Source organism: Mesorhizobium australicum WSM2073 (genome assembly GCF_000230995.2).
GTDB classification, from domain to species: domain Bacteria; phylum Pseudomonadota; class Alphaproteobacteria; order Rhizobiales; family Rhizobiaceae; genus Mesorhizobium; species Mesorhizobium australicum.
Genome location: NC_019973.1, coordinates 1,533,413 through 1,552,381, shown reverse-complemented (window position 1 = coordinate 1,552,381; position 18,969 = coordinate 1,533,413). Strand labels below are relative to the sequence as shown.

Genomic DNA, 18,969 nt, shown 5'->3' with positions numbered 1-18,969 from the left:
GCGCAAGAAACGCTGCAGCACTTTCTATCTTACGCATGATCCTTTCCGGAAATCGGCCTCCGATTTCCGGGGTCATGCGCGATTGCCGCCTGTACTATGTCCAGATCACAGATGAGAGAAGAGAGGCTGCTCTGATGTCGAGCACCTGGATGACGACCCGCGCATGGCTCCTGATGCTGCCTTTGCTCGTGGTCATGGTCGCCGTCATCGGCTGGCCGCTGGTCGATACGGTCGGGCTCTCCTTCACCGATGCCAAGCTGGTCGGCACGGCTGGCGATTTTGTCGGCTTCGACAATTATTCCAACATGCTGTCGAGCACCAACTTCTCGCGCACACTGATCACCACGACCCTGTTCGCGATTATTTCGGTTGCCGCCGAAATGGTGATCGGCGTCCTCGCCGCCCTGCTGCTCAACCAGGACTTTCGCGGCCGCGCAATCCTGCGCGCCCTGATGATCCTGCCCTGGGCATTGCCCACGGTGGTCAACGCCACGCTGTGGCGGCTGATCTACAATCCCGAATATGGTGCGCTGAATGCCGCCTTGACGCAGTTGCACCTCATCGACGCCTATCGGTCCTGGCTCGGCGAGCCGGGAACGGCGCTGGCTGCCCTCATCGTTGCGGACTGCTGGAAGAACTTTCCGCTGGTGGCGCTGATCGCGCTCGCCGCCCTCCAAGCGGTGCCGCGTGACATCACCGCCGCCTCGCTCGTCGATGGAGCGGGACCGTTCAACCGTTTCCGCTTCGTCATCCTGCCCTATCTCGCCGGCCCGCTGATGGTGGCGCTGGTGCTGCGCACCATCGAGGCCTTCAAGGTCTTCGATATCATTTGGGTGATGACACGCGGCGGTCCGGCAAACACCACGCGAACACTCTCGATCCTCGTCTACCAGGAAGCGTTCTCCTTCCAGCGCGCCGGCTCGGGCGCGTCGCTGGCGCTGATCGTCACCTTGCTCGTCACACTGCTCGCCGTCGCCTACGCCGCCCTGGTGCGAAAGACTGCCGGGAGCGCCGCCTGATGGAGCGCAAGAGCCTCGCCTTCACCGTCTTCATTTATGCCTGCGCGCTGCTGCTTGCCGCGATCATCCTGGCGCCTATCGCCTGGCTGTTCATCATGAGCATTTCGCCGGCCGTCGATCTCGCCGCCAAGCCGCTGCGCTGGTGGCCGCAGGCAGCCGACTTCTCCCGCTACCGGCAATTGCTGTCGACGGCCGAAAACAGCGCCGGCGCCGCCTTCACCTCGTCGCTGCGCAACAGTCTTGAGATCGCCGCCATGGCGACGCTGGCGGCACTCGCCTTGGCCATCCCCGCCGGCTGGGCGGTTTCGCGCACACCGTCGATCGGCTGGTCGCTGTCGATGGTCATCGCCACCTACATGCTGCCGCCGGTGGCGCTCGCCGTGCCGCTCTATATGGGCCTGTCGCATCTTGGCCTGCTCAACAATGTCTTCGGCCTGACGCTTGTGTATCTCACCATACTGGCGCCCTTCACCACCTGGCTGATGAAATCCGGCTTCGATTCCATCCCGCGCGAGATCGAGGCCGCGGCGATGATCGACGGCGCCGGCCTGTTCCAGACATTGCGCATCATCACCTTGCCGCTGGCCGCGCCCGTGATGGCGACATCGGCACTGTTCGCCGTGCTGCTGGCCTGGGACGAATTCTTCTATGCGTTGCTGTTTACCTCCGACCAGCGCGCCAAGACGCTCACCGTCGCCATCGCCGATTTGGCCGGCGGCCGTGTTTCCGACTACGGATTGATTGCCACGGCTGGCGTGCTGGCCGCCTTGCCGCCGGTGCTGATCGGCCTCGTCATGCAGCGGGCGCTGATCTCGGGCCTGACCAGCGGCGGTGTGAAAGGATGAACATGACTGCAGATAAAGAACGGCCGGCCGGACTGACCGCCATCGACCGCGAAATGGCGCGCCAGCACGCCGATGCGCGTGCTTCGTTCGAGAACAACGCTGCCATGGCGGCAGACGTCGCCGCTTCGATCAGGAAGAGCGGCCGCCTGCTTCTGCTTGGCATGGGCGGCTCGCACGCGGTCGGCCGTGCCGTCGAGCCGCTCTATCGTGCACTCGGCATCGATGCGCTGGCGCTGCCACTGTCCGAGCAGCTCGGCCAACCATTGCCGCTGGCGGACCGGACGGTGCTTGTGACTTCGCAATCCGGCGAGAGCGCCGAAGTCGTCAGATGGTTTGCGCAGGCCGGCGGCAGCTCGGACGTTTTCGGCCTGACGCTCGAAGGCGGTTCATTTCTCGCCCGCACCGCGCCTTGCCTGGTCGGCGCCGGCGGCACGGAGCTGGCTTTCGCCGCAACCCGCAGCCTGACCGTGACCCTGGCCCTGCACCTGGCCATCCTGGCGGCTCTGGGGGAGGATCCGGCCCCTGCCCTTGCCATGCTCGAAGCTCCGCAGGATTGCGATATCGCCCAAGCACTCGCCGCGATTGGCAAGGTGGATACGATCGTCACCTCCGGCCGCCGCCTGCAGGGCGTGGCCGAAGCCCTGGCGCTTGGCTTGACCGAACTGTCGCGGCTGCCCTGCTTTTCGCTCGAAGGCGGCCAGTTGCGGCACGGGCCGATGGAGATGCTTGGCCCGCAGATCGGTGTTGTCCTGTTTCGCGGCGCCGACCCGACTTCGGAGCTGGTGACCGCGATGGCACTTTCGGTGGTCGAAACCGGCGCGCCGCTGGTCATCTTCGACGCGTCCGGACAAGCGCCGGTCGCCGGGGCCGTCACGCTCACGTTCAAACCAGCCGCGGGGATGGCCGCTATCCTCGCAATGCTGCCGGTGGCACAGCGCCTGATGATCGCCTTCGCGGACGGTCGCGTCGACAATGCGGGCACGCCGGTGCGCACCACCAAGATCACCAGGAGCGAGTGATGCGCCCGCTCGCGGTGATCGGCAACGTCAATGTCGACCTGATCGTCGGCCCGGTCGCGCCATGGCCGAAGGCGGGAACCGAGACCGTCGTCGACCATGACGAATTGCGCGTCGGCGGCCAGGCCGGCAACACCGGGCTCGCCTGGCAAGCGCTGGGCGTCGACTTTGCGATTGCCGCCAATGTCGGTGACGACCAGTTCGGCCGCTGGCTTGGTGAGGCTTTTGGCGTCCGCGCCGCGAAATGGGCTATCCGGCCCGAAGGCACGACATTGTCGGTCGGGATGACCCACCCCGATGGCGAACGGACCTTCTTCACCACACGCGGGCACTTGCCACGCTTCGGCCTCGCCGATGTCTTGTCGGTTCTCGACGGCCCCGTACTCTCCGGTGGCTACGCCCTGCTCTGCGGCTCCTTCCTGACGGAAGACCTCACGCGCGACTACAATGCTTTTTTCGACTGGGCCGACAGCCACGGCGTTGCCGTGGCACTCGATACAGGCTGGCCGATCGATGGCTGGACCGCGGCCAATTGCGCCGCGACGAGGACATGGCTGTCGCGCTGCGCGCTGGCGCTGTTCAACGAGGTTGAGACGGTGACCCTGGCGGGGTTGCCAAGTCCGGCGGAAGCGGCGCGTGAAATCCGATCCAGCATGAGGCAAGGCGCGACCTTCGTCGTCAAGCGCGGGCCACGCGGCGCCATCGCCATCAGCCCGGACGGCACTCTCGTCGAAGCCGCCGCGCCCGACGTCAGGGTGGTCGACACGATCGGTGCCGGCGACGTCTTCAATGCCGCCTTCCTGGCCGCATTGGCACAGGAACGGCCGCTGTCCGCTTGCCTCCGCGCCGCTACGCACGTCGCCTCGCGCGCCATTTCCACCTTGCCCCGCAACTATGGCGGGCCAGTGCAGTTTGAGGGTCCCATGCATGAGCGCGCTTGAAATCCGCGGCATCCGCAAGAGCTACGGCAGCGTCGAGACGCTGAAAGGCATCGACATCGCGCTGCAGAGCGGTGAATTCCTGGTGCTGCTCGGCTCGTCGGGCTGCGGAAAATCGACGCTTCTCAACATCATCGCCGGCCTGGCCGAGGCGACCAGCGGCGACGTCCTGATCGGTGGCCGCTCGATCCTCGGCGTCCACCCCAAGAACCGCGATATCGCCATGGTCTTCCAGTCCTACGCGCTCTATCCGAACCTGACCGTGCGCCGCAACATCGGCTTTGGACTGGAGATGCGCGGCGTCGCGGCCGACGAGCGCGACAGGGCGGTGAACGAAGCGGCAAGGCTGCTGCAGATCGAGGCTCTGCTCGATCGCAAGCCGAGTCAGCTTTCCGGCGGCCAGCGCCAGCGCGTCGCCATCGGCAGGGCCCTGGTGCGCAAGCCGCAGGTCTTCCTGTTCGACGAGCCGCTGTCCAATCTCGACGCCAAACTGCGCCTGGAAATGCGCACCGAATTGAAACGCCTGCACCAAATGCTGCGGACGACCGTCGTCTACGTCACCCATGACCAGATCGAGGCGATGACGCTGGCCAGCCGCATCGCCGTCATGCGCGACGGCAGGATCGAGCAGCTCGGCACTCCCGAGGAGATCTATAACGACCCGGCGACACTCTACGTCGCCGGCTTTGTCGGCGCGCCGTCGATGAACATGCTGCAGGCCACCGTCACCGACGGCAAGCTGGCCATTGCCGGATCCGATGTATGGATCCCCGTGCCGGCACGCTATGCGAATGCGGCACGTGAGGGTGCACAAATGGTCGTCGGCATCAGGCCGGAAGCGCTGCGTGCGGCGACCGGAGCCGCCGCGGAGCCGTCACTGCCCGTGGAGATCGAGGTCGTCGAACTGACCGGGCCCGAGCTGGTCACCACGGCGCGGATCGGCACGCAACGGCTGACGGCCAGCTTGCCGCCGCGCGCCCAATTCGCCAAGGGCGAACAGCGCAACCTCGCCTTCGACGAGGCCGCGCTTCGCTTGTTCGATCCTTCGACGGGCAAGGCCCTGTAAGCGCCGTCGATTGAACGATCGCGGCAGCGTCGTCCTCCTCGCGCGCAGGCAAGCCTATTTGGCGATATCGAGAAGTGACGACACCAGCAGGTCCCGTTCGTCCTTTGACAGCACGTCGGAATCGAACAGGTTCATGCTGCGCAGCCCTTCGATGGCGAGATAGCAGACCAGAAGCGATTTGAGGTCCGGCGCCTCGCCCTTCAACCGCTCGAAAAGCTGCCGCTTGAATGTCTTGATCGGCATCATGAAATCGGGATCCTCGGCGATCGCCGAGAATATCCAGGATGCCGACGGCTGCTTCTCCTCGCAATCCTCGGCTGACAGCCTGATATAGACGGCGAGGGGATTTTTGCCCTTGTCGTTGCTGTTGGCGGATTCCAGCGCTTGCTCGAAATCGCGCAGATAGCCTTCGACCAGGCCTTGCATCAATTTCGCCTTGGTGGGGAAGTTGTAGAGCAGCCCGCCCTTCGACACGCCGGCGCGGTTGGCGACGGCATCGAGCGACAGGCTACCGGGCCCGGATTCCCGGGCAACATCAGCCGCCGCGGCGAGAATCTTCTCGCGCGAGTTCGGTCGTTGGGCTCTCATGGCGCCTCCCATCGCAAGCTTAGGCCCAATTGACAAGACCGTCCAGACGGTACAGTAAGATCGCCACTATTTGAAATCGGGACCCGCAGTCGATATGTGTCCCGATGTCCGCGCTTCGCGCCGGATTTTCGACTGAGGGGACTTCCTTGTTCAAGCGCATACTCCGTGTATTTATCGTTATTGTGGTCCTTGCCGTGCTCGTCATCGTGGTCGGCGGGATCGTCGGTTTCAACTTCCTGCGCGACAACGGCATCAAGCAGTATTTCGCCACCATGAAGCCGCCGGCAGCGACCGTGTCGACCACCATCGCCAAGCCGTCGAACTGGACACCGGGCGTCGAGGCGATCGGTACGGTGCGGGCCGTGCGCGGTGTCGACCTGACGGTCGAGACCGCCGGCATCGTCAAGAAAATCGCCTTCCATGCCAACCAGAAGGTGGCGGCCAACGCAGTGCTGCTGCAACTCGACGACGCCGTCGAGCGCGCTGATCTCGATGCGCAGAAGGCGCAGGCGGCACTCGATCAGACCACGCTGACCCGCGCCGTCGAACTGACAAGGCGTGGTGTTGGCTCCGACTCGACGCTGGACACGGCGCGTGCGGCGGCGTCCGCTTCGGCGTCCCAGGTGACCAGGCTGCAGGCCGTGCTCGACCAGAAGCAGCTTACCGCACCTTTCGCCGGCACGGTCGGCATTCCGAGGATCGACCTCGGCCAGTATCTGGCACCCGGCACCGCGGTGGTGACGCTGCAGGACCTCGACACGATGCGGGTCGACTTCTCGGTTCCCGAACAGCAGCTGCCGCTGCTCAAGATTGGCCAGACGGTCCGCCTGGGCCTTGGCGGCAGCGACGACATGCCCTTTGCCGGCGCCATTCGCGGCATCGACCCCAAGATCGACCCCTCCAGCCGGCTGGTGAACATCCGGGCGGAAGTTGCCAATCCCGAAGGCAAATTGACCCCAGGTCAGTTCGTGCAGGTGCGTGTCGAACTGCCCGAGGAGCAGAACGTGCTGTCACTGCCGCAGACGGCACTGACCACCAGCCTCTATGGCGACTACATATTCGTGGTGCAGCCGGCGAAGCCCGCCGGGGCAGCCCCGGCGCAGCCAGCCAAGCCGGACGAAAAGCCGGCGGCGGCCACTGACAAGCCAGCGGATGCCAAGCCTGCGGATGCCAATGCGGCAGACGCCAAGCCGGCAGACGCCATGAAACCCGCCGCCGATGCCATGAAGCCGGCCGCCGACGCAGCCAAGCGAGCGGACAAGGCCGCTGCCGATGCCGCCAAGCCAGCAGCGGCCGATCCGGCCAAGCCGGCGGCGGAAGGCGACAAACCGGCGCTTGTGCTGTCACAGGTCTTCGTCAAGCCGGGCCGCCGCAATCAAGGCATGGTCGAGATCGTCGAAGGGCTGAAGGCCGGCGACGAGGTCGTCACCGCGGGCCAGAACCGCCTCTTCAACGGCATGACCGTCAACGTCGACAACACGATCGACCCGACCAAATCGGCGAACAAGCAGGCCGACCAGCAATGAGCTTTTCCGATCTCTTCATCCGCCGGCCCGTCCTTTCGACGGTTCTTGCCTGCATGATCCTGCTGCTCGGTTTCCAGGGCATCTTCAACCTGTCGATCCGGCAGTATCCGAAGGTCGACGAGACCGCGATCACAATCACGACAGCCTATCCGGGCGCCAGCGCCGACCTGATCCAGGGCTTCATTTCCGCCCCGATCGCGCGCGCCGTCGCCTCGACCGAGAACATCGACTACGTCACCTCGTCCAGCCGTCCGTCCTCCAGCACCGTGACGGTGCAGATGAAGCTCGGTTCCAACCCAGACGTCGCGTTGACCGAAGTGCTGTCCAAGGTCCAGGGCGTACGCGGCACCTTGCCGGACGCCTCCAAGGACCCGGTCATCGTCAAGGGTACGGGTCAGCAGTTCGCGATGATGTACATCTCGATGCAGAATCCGAACATGACCAAGGAGCAGCTGACCGAGTATATCGAGCGCGTCATCAGGCCCCGCATGTCGACGGTCGAAGGCGTCGCCGACGTGCAGATCTTCGGCGCCCAGGAATACTCGATGCGCGTCTGGATCGACCCGGTCAGGCTTGCCGCGCGCGGCGTGACGGCGGCCGAAGTGCTGGCGGCGATCAACAATTCCAACTTCCTGTCGGCGCCCGGCAACACCCAGAACGAATATGTCGTCTCGTCGATCACCGTGCGCTCGACGCTGCAGACACCGGAAGCCTTCGCCGCGCTGCCATTGCGCTCGACCGACGGCAATGTCGTGCGCCTGCGCGACGTGGCCCGCGTCGAACTGGCCGCCGCGAACACCGACACCAGGGTTTCCTTCAACGGCAAGCCCGGCACCTTCCTCGCCATCTTCCCGACCCCGGCAGCCAATCCGCTGACCACGGCGGCGGCACTCACCAAGCTCGTCCCGCAGATTCAGGAGACGCTGCCGAAGGGCATGACGATCGAAGTCGTCTACGACGCGACCGGACAGATCAGCGCCTCGATCGACGAAGTGTTCAAGACCATCGGCGAGGCGGTCGCCATCGTCGTTGTCGTCATCCTCCTCTTCCTCGGTTCGTTCCGCTCGGTGCTGATGCCGATCATCACCATCCCGCTGTCGCTGATCGGCGTCTGCTTCCTTTTGTTCGCGGTAGGCTATTCGATCAACCTTCTGTCGCTGCTGGCTATGGTGCTGGCGATCGGCCTTGTGGTCGACGACGCCATCGTGGTGGTGGAAAATATCCACCGCCACATGGAAGAGGATCACATGCCACCCATGCAGGCGGCCTTCAGCGGCATGCGTGAGATCGCGTCGGCCATCGTCGCCATGACTATGACGCTGGCCGCCGTGTTCGCGCCGCTGGCCTTCACCGGCGGCCTGACCGGCGCCCTGTTCCGCGAATTCGCGGTGACGCTCGCCGGATCGGTGGTGCTGTCTGGCATCATTGCCATCACCATCACGCCGATGATGTCGGCGCGCCTCCTGAAGCCCGGCAATGCCGGCCGTTTCCAGCGTATCGTCGACGGCACTTTCGCGCGCGTCGAGCATGTCTACGAGCGCGCCGTCACCGGATCTCTGAACTATCGCCCGCTGACGCTGCTCATCGTGCTGGCACTTGTCGGTGTGACCGGCTTCATGTTCACCAAAACCTCGACGGAACTGGCGCCGGAAGAGGATCAGGGCTTCCTGCTCTCGCTGGTGACGGGGCCGCGCTATGCGACCTCCGATTACACCGAGACTTACGTCAATCAGATCCTGGGCCTGGTGAAGGACATTCCCGAGACCCGGGCGCAGTTCTCGGCCGTCGCCTTCGGCGGCACGACCAACAGCGCCTTCGTCGGTTTTGCCTTCAAGGATTGGGCGGAGCGGAAGCGCAATTCGAAGGAGCTGCAGGCCGACATTACGGCTCGTATCGCCAAGGTGGCGGGTGTCCAGGCCTTCGTCTTCGCGCCGCCGACTCTGCCGGGCTCTGGCGGCGGCTTGCCGATTTCCATGGTGGTGCGCTCGACCGGCGATTCCGCTCAGGTCTACGAGGAAGCCGAGAAAATCAAGAACAAGGCGCAGGCCTCGGGCCGCTTCATCGTCGTGCAGAATTCGATGGCCTATGACGCACCGCAGGTGACGGTGACCATCGATCGCGACCGCGCCGCCGCGCTCAACCTGCCGATCGCCGATATCGGCCGGACGCTGACGCTGCTGGTCGGCGGTGCCGAAGTGGCGCAATTCGACCGTGACTCCAACTCCTATGACATCATCCCGCAGGTGCCGCAGGAATTCCGCGACAACCCTGAAAAGCTCGGCGAATACTTCGTGCGCAGCGTGACGGGAGAGATGGTGCCGTTGTCGGCCGTGGTGACGATTTCGAACAATGCGTCGCCGGCGGCGATCGAGCAGTTCAACCAGCTGAATTCGTCGACGATCTCGGCGCTGCCGCTGCCCGGCGTCACCACGGGCGACGGTTTGAAAGTGCTCGAGGACATCGCCAGGGAGAGCCTGCCCGACACTTTCTTCATCGATTATTCCGGTCAGTCCCGGCAGGAGAAGGAACAGGGCAACACGATCCTGATCGCTTTCGGCGCGGCCGTCATCGTCATCTACCTGGTGCTGGCGGCGCAGTTCGAAAGCTTCCGCGATCCGCTGATCATCATGATGGCGGTGCCACTGTCGATCTTCGGCGCGATCGTGCCGCTCAATCTGGGCCTCGGCACGCTCAACATCTATACCCAGGTCGGACTGATCACGCTGATCGGCCTGATCACCAAGCACGGCATCCTGCTGGTCGAATTCGCCAACCAGCAGCGTGAACTGCATGGCATGCGGCGGCGTGACGCCATCATCGCCTCGGCCAAGGTGCGCCTGCGGCCGATCCTGATGACGACGGCGGCGATGGCGCTGGGCGTGGTGCCGCTGATCGTTTCCAGCGGCGCCGGTGCCGCGGCCCGCTATTCGATGGGCCTGGTCATCTTCACCGGCATCCTGGTCGGCACCATGTTCACGCTCTTCGTCGTGCCCATGTTCTACACCTTCATCGCGAGCAAGGACCTGCCGCATCTGGCGGAAAAGCCGGATCCCAAGCTGATGCCGGCGCTGCCGAGCTGAGGCACGGGGCGCAAGACACAAAAAAGAGGCCGGGATTTCTCCGGCCTCTTTTTTGGCGATCGCTCCAGCAACTCCGGCACATGGCCGAATGCGGCAACCTGCCTGCTACTTGACGATGACGATGCTGGTGTTGGCCGCTCCGAACGTCTCGACGAGCTGGTAGAAATCGGCGGCGTTGTCCGGGTGCAGCCGTACGCAGCCATGCGAGGCGGGCTGGCCGAGGCGCTTGATGGCATAGGTGGCGTGGACCGCGTAGCCGCCGCTGAAAAACACCGAATGTGGCATCGGCGCGTTGTCGTATTTCTTCGAGTACCACATCTCATGCATGCGCGTCGGCTTGAACGAGCCGGTCGGCGTCACGTGCGCCCTGTCGCCAGTGGAAACCTTCCAGGCGAAAGTCGGCCGGCCGTCGACCGAGACTTCCATGACCTGCTGCGACAGCGAAACGCGGGCAACGATGCTGTTGGCGGCATGGGCGGCGTTGGCGCCGAACAGAAGTGCACTGCCCATGAGCGCGGCGGCGGTGATGTTGATGAACTTTGCGGAAATGGCGGTGTGCATGATGTCCCCTCTCTCTGCCGGCCCGGCCGGCTCCAATTTGATGACGCGGCTTATCCCAGCGGCATGTTTCGGAAAGACTTCGCTAAATGCTCGTTTGTGTTTCGAATCTGTTTCCGCTGATTAACAGGACAATCACCCTGTTTGATGGCGCTCCATTCCGGACACGGGGCCAAGGATGAAGGACACAGGCATTCATCCCGAAACGAAAGTTCGAGTTGTCTCCTACATGAAAGAGTTTGTCTCAATCCGAAACCAATCTGCAACAAAGTGCGGCTTTGGGCGGCATGATCCGGATACCGACCGGATGCAAAAGTTGACGCAACGAAAGCAGACGGCAACGACCAAGGGAACGAAAACGAACATACGCTCCTGGCTCTCCAGGATCAGCATCACGGCGGCGGCTGTCGGCGGCGGCACCATTGCCGGCGGCCCCGTGCGCGGCTGGCGGCGATGAGTTCGAGCGAGATTTCGACCCTACGTCGCCCTGTTTGCGCCACGGTCTGGATCGTTTCCAGCCTGCGCATCGCCCGGTTGAAGGCCCTCTGGCGGGTTGGCCTTCGGCTGCTGGCATTGCGCGGCCCCTCCGGCAACTTGCTGCCGAGAGGACCGAAGGCCCGCGCCGCGACGGGGGGCTCCGTGGGCGGCGCGGGCACTTCGGGAGTTCCTGAAGCGACCCGCTACACAGTCATCTTTTTGGGGAATTCAGATCATGAAGACAAAATTCGCGGCTTCCGTGCTTTCCGCACTGCTCTATGCGCAGGGCCTGCTCGGCTTTGCCGCACTCGCCAGCGTGCTGCTCAAGGAACGCGCTCACGCAAGCGAGTTCGCCGTCGGCGGCGAAATGGCCTCGGGCCCGTCATTGCTGGTGGTGCGCTGAACCTCGCGGGCATCGGCGCGGGAAAATGGAAAGTCCGATGCTCATCCGACGAACCAGCAGAAAAACACAGCCGTCAGTCGGCGAATTGCCGTGGCGGATCGAACCTGTAGCCGGCGCCGCGTATGGTGGTGATGGTCTCGGTGTCGAGCTTGCGGCGCAGCCGCACGATGCGCGAGTCGATCGAGCGATCGAAGGCGTCGGCATTCTCGGCCGGCGCGGCTGCGATAATGTCGTCCCGCGTCAGTACCTTGCGCGGGCTCGCCAGGAACAGCCTGAGGAGCGCCACCTGGCCGGGCGAGAGCTGCTCCTGCGTACCGGAGCGATGCATGACCATCGCCGATCTCAGGTCGACGGTTGCGTTCTCCAGCACGATCAGCTCCTGGGTACCCCTGCCGCGCCGCGAAAGCAGGCCACCGACACGCGCGGCGAGTTCCCTGACATTGAGCGGACTTTCGACGACGTCGGCGGCGCCGAGCTCGAGCGCCAGCACCTTGTCGAGGAGATCGGCCGGCCGGCATATCAGGATGAAATCCGGTCCATGCTCCCCACCCCCAGCTTGGCCGCCAAAACGCCTGAGCAGATCCCGCCCTTCCGCCTGGCTGAGGCTGTCCCCGACAACGACAACGTCGATGCCGCCGCCCGACAGCAGCGATTCCGCCTCCCAGGGCTGCCGCGCCCGGCGCACGTCGTGGCCCCGCCGCTCGAGATGGTCGGCAAGCTCGCTCGCGACGACCTCGGCGACGGAAACAAGCGCAATGACGGCTCGTGCGGCCATGTTTTCCAACCGTTCCCTGGCAACCGGATATGAGTGCTGGACATCATGTTTATACCCAATCTACTTTCCACTGAAAGTGGGAGCGAGAGCATCGTGCGGGCAAGAATTGTCATCGTCGAGGATGAGCCCGACCTCAGGGACGCGGTCGCCGAATATCTCGGCGCCGCCGGCTATGATGTTTCGACCGCTGAAACCGCGGCCGCCGCGCGCGGCCTGATCGAGACGCAGTCCTTCCATCTGGCTATCCTCGACATCGCCATGCCGGGCGAGGATGGCTTGTCGCTCGGCCGCTGGCTGCGCTCGAAAATGCCGATCGGCATCATCTATGCGACCGCCGCCGGCACCGCGCTCGACCGCATCGTCGGACTGGAACTCGGCGCCGACGACTATATCGTCAAGCCGTATGAACTGCGCGAGGTGCTGGCCAGGGTGCGCAGCGTGCTGCGCCGTGTTCCCCAGCCGACGGAGCCGCGGGACAGGAAAGCCAGCACGGATCGCCGCTCCGTCGCTTTCGGCCCCTTCCAGGCCGATCTCGACGGGAGGATGGTCACCGGCGCCAACGGCACGGTGATCGACATGGCCAAGAGCGAATTCGACGTGCTGGAGGTTTTCCTGACCCGCGCCAACCGGCTGCTGACCAGGGCTGCGATCTCCGAGGCGATCGGCTTCACCGAGGATCCGGAATCGTCGCGCGCCGTCGATATCCGCATCATGCGCCTGCGCAAGAAGATCGAGACGGACCCGGCCAACCCGAAATTCCTGCGCACGGTGCGTGGCGAAGGCTATATTTTCTCGCTGCCGGCCGGCGACGGCAGCTGAGCGTCAGACCGAGGAAGTCCGCTCCGCAGCCGTTGCCAGCCGATCGATTGGCGTGACTCTGGACTAATGGCTGACAATGATGGGCGACACGGCAAGCACGGACATGCAGGGTTTCAGGCAGGGCGCGGCGATGGCCGCCGTGCGTGTCGTGCGCCGGCTGCGCGAGGCCGGCGACTGGCAGCGCGAAATGGACGGCATACTGGAGACGCTATGCCACGCCATGGAGTGCCAGCGCGGCATCCTGTTCCGCCTGCGCGAATTGCCCGGCCAGGGTTTCGCCCAGTCGGTCGCTGCCTACTGGATCGATCCTGACTTCGGCGGCGAACTGGCCTCACCGACCGTCATCATGCAGTCAATCGTCAATTCGGATCCGCTGCTTGAGCGGCTGGCCGAGGATGAGCGGCAGGGCAAGATTTTCGCCGGCCATACGCGCGACCTCGAAGGATTCCTGAGGGCCGATTTCGAGAAGCAGAACATCAAGTCGTTCCTGTCGGTGTCGGTCTTCGCGCACGGCCATTTGTGGGGGACGCTGGCCGTCAATGACTGCGTCGAAGAGCGGGAATGGACCGACGAGGAGGAGGCGACGCTGCACATCATCGCCCTCGCCATAGGCGACGCCATCGAACACTCCCCCTCGGACGCCCATGCCAGCGAAGTGATCCGCCGCACCATGCTGCAGGCCTCGCTCGACGCCATTATCGTCATCGACGAGGCCGGGTCGATCATCGAATTCAATCCGGCCGCCGAGAAGATGTTCGGCTTCCTGCGCAGCGATATCCTCGGCAAGGACCTGCTCGACACGGTCGTTCCTGAATATTACCGCAAGGGCTATGCCTCGGGCGCCGACTACATGTCCGGCCGCGGCGCCCCGATGGTCGGCCAGCGACTCGAGACCGTGACGCAGAATGCCGCCGGCGAGGTGTTTCCGATCGAACTGACGGCGACCGAGATGCGGGTCGCCGACCGCCGCCTGATCTTTGGCTCGATCCGCGACCTGCGCGACAGGCTGCGGGCAGAGGAAGAGATCAACCGGCAGCGCGAGAAGCTGCACCAGAACGAGAAGATGGCGGCGATGGGCTCGCTGCTTGCCGGCGTCTCGCACGAACTCAACAATCCGCTGGCCGTCGTCGTGGCCCAGTCGACGCTGCTGCATGAATTCGCCTCGGATCCGCAGACCAAGGTCCGGGCCGAAAAGGTTCGTGCCGCCGCCGAGCGCTGCGGGCGCATCGTCAAAAGCTTCCTGTCGATGGTCCGCCTCCATCCGGCGGCGCAGGCCGAGACCGATCTCAACCAGGTGATCCGCGCCGCTCTCGAAGTGACCGCCTACGGCGCGCGATCGAGCGGCATCGTCATCGATACCGATTTCGCGCCGGGTCCGCTGCTCGCCATGGCCGATGCCGACCACGTGACACAGGTGGCGGCCAATTTCCTCATCAACAGCCAGCATGCCCTGGCCGGCGTCGCCGGCGACCGCCTGATCAAGGTGCGGAGCTTCCGCAGCGATCGGGGCAATCCCGGCTTCTCGGTCGAGGACAACGGGCCCGGCATTCCCGAAGCCATCCGTTCGCGCATTTTCGAATCCTATTTCACCACCAAGCCGGTCGGCGTCGGCACCGGCATTGGCCTGTCGATCTCGAAATCGATCATCGAACGACACAACGGCAATGTCTGGTTCGAGGAGGTGTTGCCGAGAGGCGCGCGTTTCGTCGTCCAGTTGCCGGCGATCTCGGCGGGCATCGCCGCCGCCGGCGAAAGCCAGCCGCGATCGAGCGGCCTGCGCCATGCGCTGATCATCGATGACGAGCCTGACGTCGCCGGTTCCCTGTCCGATATTCTCGAACTGATGGGCATCAAGTCGCGGATCGCGCCGCTCTGGGAATCGGGCGCCGCCACCTTGGGTGGCCACATGCCCCCCGATATCGTCTTTTCGGATCTGCGCATGCCCGGCATCTCAGGCATTTCGATCTACCGCGAACTGCTCGCCGAACGGCCCGACCTGGCGCGGCGTTTCGTGCTCGTCACCGGCGACCTGATCGGCGCGAAGGCGGAAGTCGAAGCCTTGCCGGCGCAGCAGCGGCCACAGATCCTCGAAAAACCGTTCAGCACGCTGGATGTACGCAGCGTGCTTTCGACCATTGCCGAGCAGGCCGCGTTGAAAGCATAAAAAAGGCTCCCGGCCGACATCGCGGCGGGAGCCGAAGCGAGCGCCGAGAAGCGCTCGGGGAGGTAGGGCATGATCCCCAAACGGGAACCGGTTTCGGGATCATGCCCCGGCAGAAACGCAGAGGCAGAAATCAGAAGATGTTGGGCGTGCTGGTCAGCGGCGCGGCGTTGGCGATCATGCGGATCGCGCGGATCTTGTGCGTTCCGGACTGCTCGGCAATGGCGCGCAGGCAATCCACGCTCTCGGCGCCCCAGGCCTGCCCCCTGCAGGCGAAATCGATTGCCGGCATAGGCAGGCGGGCGGTCGTGGTCGTGGTCGGCGCGCCTTCGATGACGTTGGCGGGCGGGTTCAACGAAGCGAAGGCTGGGCCGACCGTCGGCGTGAACGCCATGCCGGCGAAGGCGCAAGCAGCCAGCGCCATGAACATTCCCATCGGGTGGTCGCTGGCGCGCTGGCGAAGGGCCAGCTTCGGGCGGCGGTCAGCGCGCTCTGGAGCTTGAAAGCGGTTGCCGCTGGTGATCTGGACTTTCGCATGCATCATCATCCCCTTCGTTGATTTTCTTTTTGCGATTAAACGAATTTAATCGCGCCTTGTAACGGTGCAAAGGTGACGAGAGCTTGGCAATGTAACCGGATTGAAACATCGATACGGGCAAAACCGGGCAGGGTCGGTCATTGGCTGTTTTGGCCCGGGGGGTGGCGGTTGCAAGGCGTGCACGACCGGTAGCCGCGTGAACGATTGGCGGCGCGAGCCAGCGATCGGGGGCAGTTACGGAACTCTGGCTAAGATCCGGATTTTCCGGGGTTTTCGAAGCCCGCAACGGCGCGGGATTCCCATGGAACCAGCGCCGACATTTTCGCTGCGGAACAGTCACATTTCCACAAGCCATTGCATTTCAATGCAAAATATGATTATATTGAATGCATATTCAATAAAAGAAGAGACGTTTTATGAACCCGCACCTCCGTGACGTGGCAATCCCGAACGATTGGGACCGGCGGGGACTGCCGGGCTGGAGCTACCATTCCGACGCCCTTCTCGAACTGGAGAAAGAGCATGTGTTCCGCAATCATTGGCAGATCGTCGGGCATGTCTGCGACATCCCGGACGCCGGCGACTACCTCACCATGGATGTCATTGGCGAACGCGCCCTGATCGTGCGCGGCAAGGACGGCGTGGTGCGCGGTTTCAACAACATGTGCCGCCACCGCGGCAGCCGCGTCGTGGCCGACAGCCAGGGCAATTGCAAGAACGCGCTGGTCTGTCCGTTCCACGGCTGGGTCTACAATCTCGACGGCACGCTGCGCGGTGCCGCCCGCCCGCGCTCCTTCCCCGACCTCGACAAGACCGAGTTCGGCCTGATGCCGCTCGACCTCGAAATCTGGATGGGCTTCATCTTCATCCGCTTCCGCAATGGCGGGCCACAACCCTCCGTCGCCGAGCTGCTGAGGCCGATCGAGCCCGAATTCGCGCATTACAAGGCCGCCGACATGGTGCCTTCCTGGGGCATCTGGACCCAGAAGACGCCGGTCAACTGGAAGTCGGTGCGCGACGTCGACAATGAAGGCTATCATGTCGCCATGGCGCATCCGGCCTTGCAGGATCTCTATGGCGCCACCTATTTCGACGAGCCCTTCGTCAATGGCGTCTCACGCTCCTTCGCCACCTACAACCCGCATGCCGGCCGCCGCTGGAGCGTGAAGAACTACGTCAAGATCGCGCCGGAGCCGACGCATCTGCCGGACCATCTCAGGAAGGCCTGGGTCTATTACGGTATCTTCCCCAACGCCGTTCTGTCGGTGATGCCGGAATCGGTGCAGTTCTATCAGGAGTTCCCGCTGTCGACGGGTGAGACGCTGCTGCGCGGCGCCATCTATCGCTATCGCGACGAGAGCCGAGAGCAGGCCGCCGCCCGCTACCTCTCCTTCCGCATCGATCGCGACACCATGTCGGAAGATGTGCAGCTCTCGGTCTGGTCGAACGAATCCATGCTGTCCGAGGCTTTCGGGGGCTTTTATCTCTCCGACCTCGAATATGGCGTCCGCACCCACCACGACCACCTGCGCAAGCAGGTTCCGGTGCTGGGCCTGGAAACAGCGCCGGAAGAAAAGGACATGTGGAATTTGAACGACGCGCTGCGGAGCCGGGCATGACAACCTGCTGATTGGCCAAGTCCCGATGACAGCGCCCCTGTCCCCGTCAGCGCTGCCCCTCATCCGCCCTTCGGGCACCTTCTCCCCGTGAAAACGGGGAGAAGGAAGAAACTCACCCCTGCCACACACCCTCTTTCCTGAGATCTTCCATCGTGCGTGAAATACCCTCGCGCAGGATGCCGACCATGTCGTCGATCTGCTCGCGCGTGATGACGAGCGGCGGCGACATAACGCACATGTTGATCAGCGGCCGCACCAGCAGGCCAAGCTCGTGGCAGTGGGCGTCGATGCGTTTGCCGACATCCTTGTCGAGCTGCAGCGGATCCTTGCTTTCGCGATCGGCGACGCATTCGACACAGCCCATCAGCCCGACGCCGCGCACTTCGCCGACCAGCGGCAGCTCTTCCAGCGTCTTCAATTGCGCCTGGAAATAGGGCGCGACCGCCTGCGTGTGAGCAAGCACGCTCTCTTCCAGCAGGTCGAGATTCTTCAACGCCACGGCACAGCCGACCGGATGGCTGGTGTAGGTCAGGCCATGGCCGAACATCGCGTCGGGATGGTTGGAACGGCGTAATTCCTCCAGCAGCCGCTCCGAGATGATGACGCCGCCAAGCGGGAAATAACCCGAGGTGACGCCCTTCGCGAAAGTGATCATGTCGGGGTCGATGCCGAACACGTCGCCCGAGGCAAAGACATGGCCCAGACGTCCGAAGCCCGTCACCACCTCGTCGGAGATATAAAGAATATCCTTGTCGCGGCAGATCTCGCGGATGCGCCTGAGGTAGCCGTCCGGCGGAATGATGACGCCGCCGGACGCCTGTATGGGTTCGCCGACGAACGCGCCTATTCTGTCGGCGCCGACACGCGCGACCGTATCGCGGAACTGGTCGACAAGGAAATCGGTGAAAGCGGCGATGCTCATGCCTTTCGGCCGGCGGAACGGGTCGGGGGAGGCGAGCTTGACCACCAGTTCGTCGGCGCCATCCATCCAGTCGCGGTCGCGCGGGCGGCCATTGAGCGAGGCCGAGAGATAGGTTGAGCCATGATAGGCGCCGCCACGGCTCAGGATCAGCTTCTTTTCCGGCCGGCCGCGCACATTGTTGTAAAACTGCATGAAGCGCAGCGCCGTCTCGACCGCCGAGGAACCGCCCGTGGTGTAGAAGACGTGGCTGAGGTCGCCTGGGGCATGGCCGGCGATGCGCTTGGCAAGCTCCGCCGACGGCGCGTTCATCGTGTACCAGGGCGTGTTGTAGGACAGCGCCATCGCCTGGTCGTACATCACCCTGGCGAGTTCCTCGCGGCGATGCCCGACATTGACGCACCACATGCCGGCCGGGCCGTCGATCAGCCGCTTGCCGGTGCTGTCGGTAATGTAGACGCCATCGCCCTCGCCGATCAGCGCGCGCGCCTCCGAACCGACGGAACCGGCGTAGGGCCAGGGCTGGATGAGATGACGCTTGGCCAGCCCGACCGCATCGTCGCCAGGGCCAGCCGTTTCGCGTGCCTTCAGATCCCTCACCGTCGCCATCATCGCCTCCACA

17 protein-coding genes are annotated in these 18,969 nt (G+C 64.1%); 12 read left to right on the top strand and 5 right to left on the bottom strand.

All coding sequences use genetic code 11. From position 1 onward, the window contains the following. Nucleotides 1-134 precede the first annotated feature (134 nt). From MESAU_RS07410 to MESAU_RS07390, 5 genes are read left to right on the top strand one after another with little or no spacing between them, the layout of a single operon-like run. On the top strand, nucleotides 135-1,019 hold the full coding sequence (locus MESAU_RS07410) for a carbohydrate ABC transporter permease (RefSeq protein ID WP_015315439.1): 885 nt from the start codon (nucleotides 135-137) through the stop codon (nucleotides 1,017-1,019). After that, nucleotides 1,019-1,864, top strand: a complete 846-nt coding sequence (locus MESAU_RS07405; protein WP_015315438.1) for a carbohydrate ABC transporter permease — start codon at nucleotides 1,019-1,021, stop codon at nucleotides 1,862-1,864. The genes MESAU_RS07410 and MESAU_RS07405 overlap by 1 nt, the downstream gene beginning before the upstream one ends. Continuing rightward, a complete protein-coding gene (locus MESAU_RS07400) occupies nucleotides 1,861-2,883 on the top strand; it encodes an SIS domain-containing protein (protein WP_041163308.1) in 1,023 nt (340 codons plus the stop codon). The genes MESAU_RS07405 and MESAU_RS07400 overlap by 4 nt, the downstream gene beginning before the upstream one ends. After that, nucleotides 2,883-3,821 carry a PfkB family carbohydrate kinase gene (locus MESAU_RS07395; protein WP_015315436.1) on the top strand — a complete coding sequence of 313 codons (939 nt, stop codon included), beginning with the start codon at nucleotides 2,883-2,885 and terminating at the stop codon, nucleotides 3,819-3,821. Before MESAU_RS07400 ends, MESAU_RS07395 begins: the two co-directional genes overlap by 1 nt. Then, nucleotides 3,808-4,884, top strand: a complete 1,077-nt coding sequence (locus MESAU_RS07390; protein WP_015315435.1) for an ABC transporter ATP-binding protein — start codon at nucleotides 3,808-3,810, stop codon at nucleotides 4,882-4,884. The genes MESAU_RS07395 and MESAU_RS07390 overlap by 14 nt, the downstream gene beginning before the upstream one ends. A 54-nt stretch (nucleotides 4,885-4,938) precedes the next feature. Here MESAU_RS07390 and MESAU_RS07385 read toward each other — a convergent pair whose 3' ends face one another. Further along, the gene (locus tag MESAU_RS07385) at nucleotides 4,939-5,472 is read right to left on the bottom strand and encodes a TetR/AcrR family transcriptional regulator (protein ID WP_015315434.1); all 534 of its coding nucleotides are present in this window, start codon (nucleotides 5,470-5,472) and stop codon (nucleotides 4,939-4,941) included. Nucleotides 5,473-5,618: 146 nt separating this feature from the next. On the opposite strand from MESAU_RS07385, the gene MESAU_RS07380 reads away from it, so the two are divergent. Next, a complete protein-coding gene (locus MESAU_RS07380) occupies nucleotides 5,619-6,998 on the top strand; it encodes an efflux RND transporter periplasmic adaptor subunit (RefSeq protein ID WP_015315433.1) in 1,380 nt (459 codons plus the stop codon). Next, the gene (locus MESAU_RS07375; RefSeq protein ID WP_015315432.1) at nucleotides 6,995-10,078 is read left to right on the top strand and encodes an efflux RND transporter permease subunit; all 3,084 of its coding nucleotides are present in this window, start codon (nucleotides 6,995-6,997) and stop codon (nucleotides 10,076-10,078) included. The genes MESAU_RS07380 and MESAU_RS07375 overlap by 4 nt, the downstream gene beginning before the upstream one ends. Nucleotides 10,079-10,183: 105 nt before the next feature. Here MESAU_RS07375 and MESAU_RS07370 read toward each other — a convergent pair whose 3' ends face one another. Beyond that, entirely contained in the window at nucleotides 10,184-10,639 is a 456-nt protein-coding gene (locus MESAU_RS07370) for a L,D-transpeptidase (RefSeq protein WP_015315431.1), read from the bottom strand. A 175-nt stretch (nucleotides 10,640-10,814) separates the two neighbouring features. On the opposite strand from MESAU_RS07370, the gene MESAU_RS31785 reads away from it, so the two are divergent. Together MESAU_RS31785 and MESAU_RS29945 are read left to right on the top strand one after the other, a co-directional pair. Then, complete coding sequence (locus MESAU_RS31785; protein WP_245262949.1) at nucleotides 10,815-11,093, top strand: hypothetical protein; 279 nt, start codon at nucleotides 10,815-10,817, stop codon at nucleotides 11,091-11,093. A gap of 255 nt (nucleotides 11,094-11,348) precedes the next feature. Further along, entirely contained in the window at nucleotides 11,349-11,516 is a 168-nt protein-coding gene (locus MESAU_RS29945; protein WP_015315429.1) for a hypothetical protein, read from the top strand. Between the two features lie 73 nt (nucleotides 11,517-11,589). On the opposite strand, the gene MESAU_RS07365 is transcribed toward MESAU_RS29945, so the two are convergent. Next, nucleotides 11,590-12,291 (bottom strand): response regulator transcription factor, encoded by a 702-nt coding sequence (locus tag MESAU_RS07365; RefSeq protein ID WP_015315428.1) that lies wholly within the window; start codon nucleotides 12,289-12,291, stop codon nucleotides 11,590-11,592. A 45-nt stretch (nucleotides 12,292-12,336) separates the two neighbouring features. On the opposite strand from MESAU_RS07365, the gene MESAU_RS07360 reads away from it, so the two are divergent. Then, complete coding sequence (locus MESAU_RS07360) at nucleotides 12,337-13,110, top strand: response regulator (RefSeq protein WP_015315427.1); 774 nt, start codon at nucleotides 12,337-12,339, stop codon at nucleotides 13,108-13,110. A gap of 76 nt (nucleotides 13,111-13,186) precedes the next feature. Continuing rightward, nucleotides 13,187-15,274 carry a PAS domain S-box protein gene (locus tag MESAU_RS07355; RefSeq protein WP_015315426.1) on the top strand — a complete coding sequence of 696 codons (2,088 nt, stop codon included), beginning with the start codon at nucleotides 13,187-13,189 and terminating at the stop codon, nucleotides 15,272-15,274. A 130-nt stretch (nucleotides 15,275-15,404) separates the two neighbouring features. Here MESAU_RS07355 and MESAU_RS07350 read toward each other — a convergent pair whose 3' ends face one another. After that, nucleotides 15,405-15,812: a hypothetical protein gene (locus MESAU_RS07350; RefSeq protein ID WP_041163657.1), complete on the bottom strand. Its 408-nt coding sequence runs from the start codon at nucleotides 15,810-15,812 to the stop codon at nucleotides 15,405-15,407. A 413-nt stretch (nucleotides 15,813-16,225) separates the two neighbouring features. Here MESAU_RS07350 and MESAU_RS07345 point away from each other — a divergent pair, with 413 nt between their 5' ends. Then, nucleotides 16,226-17,428, top strand: a complete 1,203-nt coding sequence (locus tag MESAU_RS07345; protein ID WP_015315424.1) for an aromatic ring-hydroxylating oxygenase subunit alpha — start codon at nucleotides 16,226-16,228, stop codon at nucleotides 17,426-17,428. A 112-nt stretch (nucleotides 17,429-17,540) separates the two neighbouring features. Here the strand turns inward: MESAU_RS07345 and MESAU_RS07340 are convergent, their stop codons facing one another. Further along, nucleotides 17,541-18,956, bottom strand: a complete 1,416-nt coding sequence (locus MESAU_RS07340) for an aminotransferase (protein ID WP_015315423.1) — start codon at nucleotides 18,954-18,956, stop codon at nucleotides 17,541-17,543. Nucleotides 18,957-18,969: the final 13 nt, after the last annotated feature.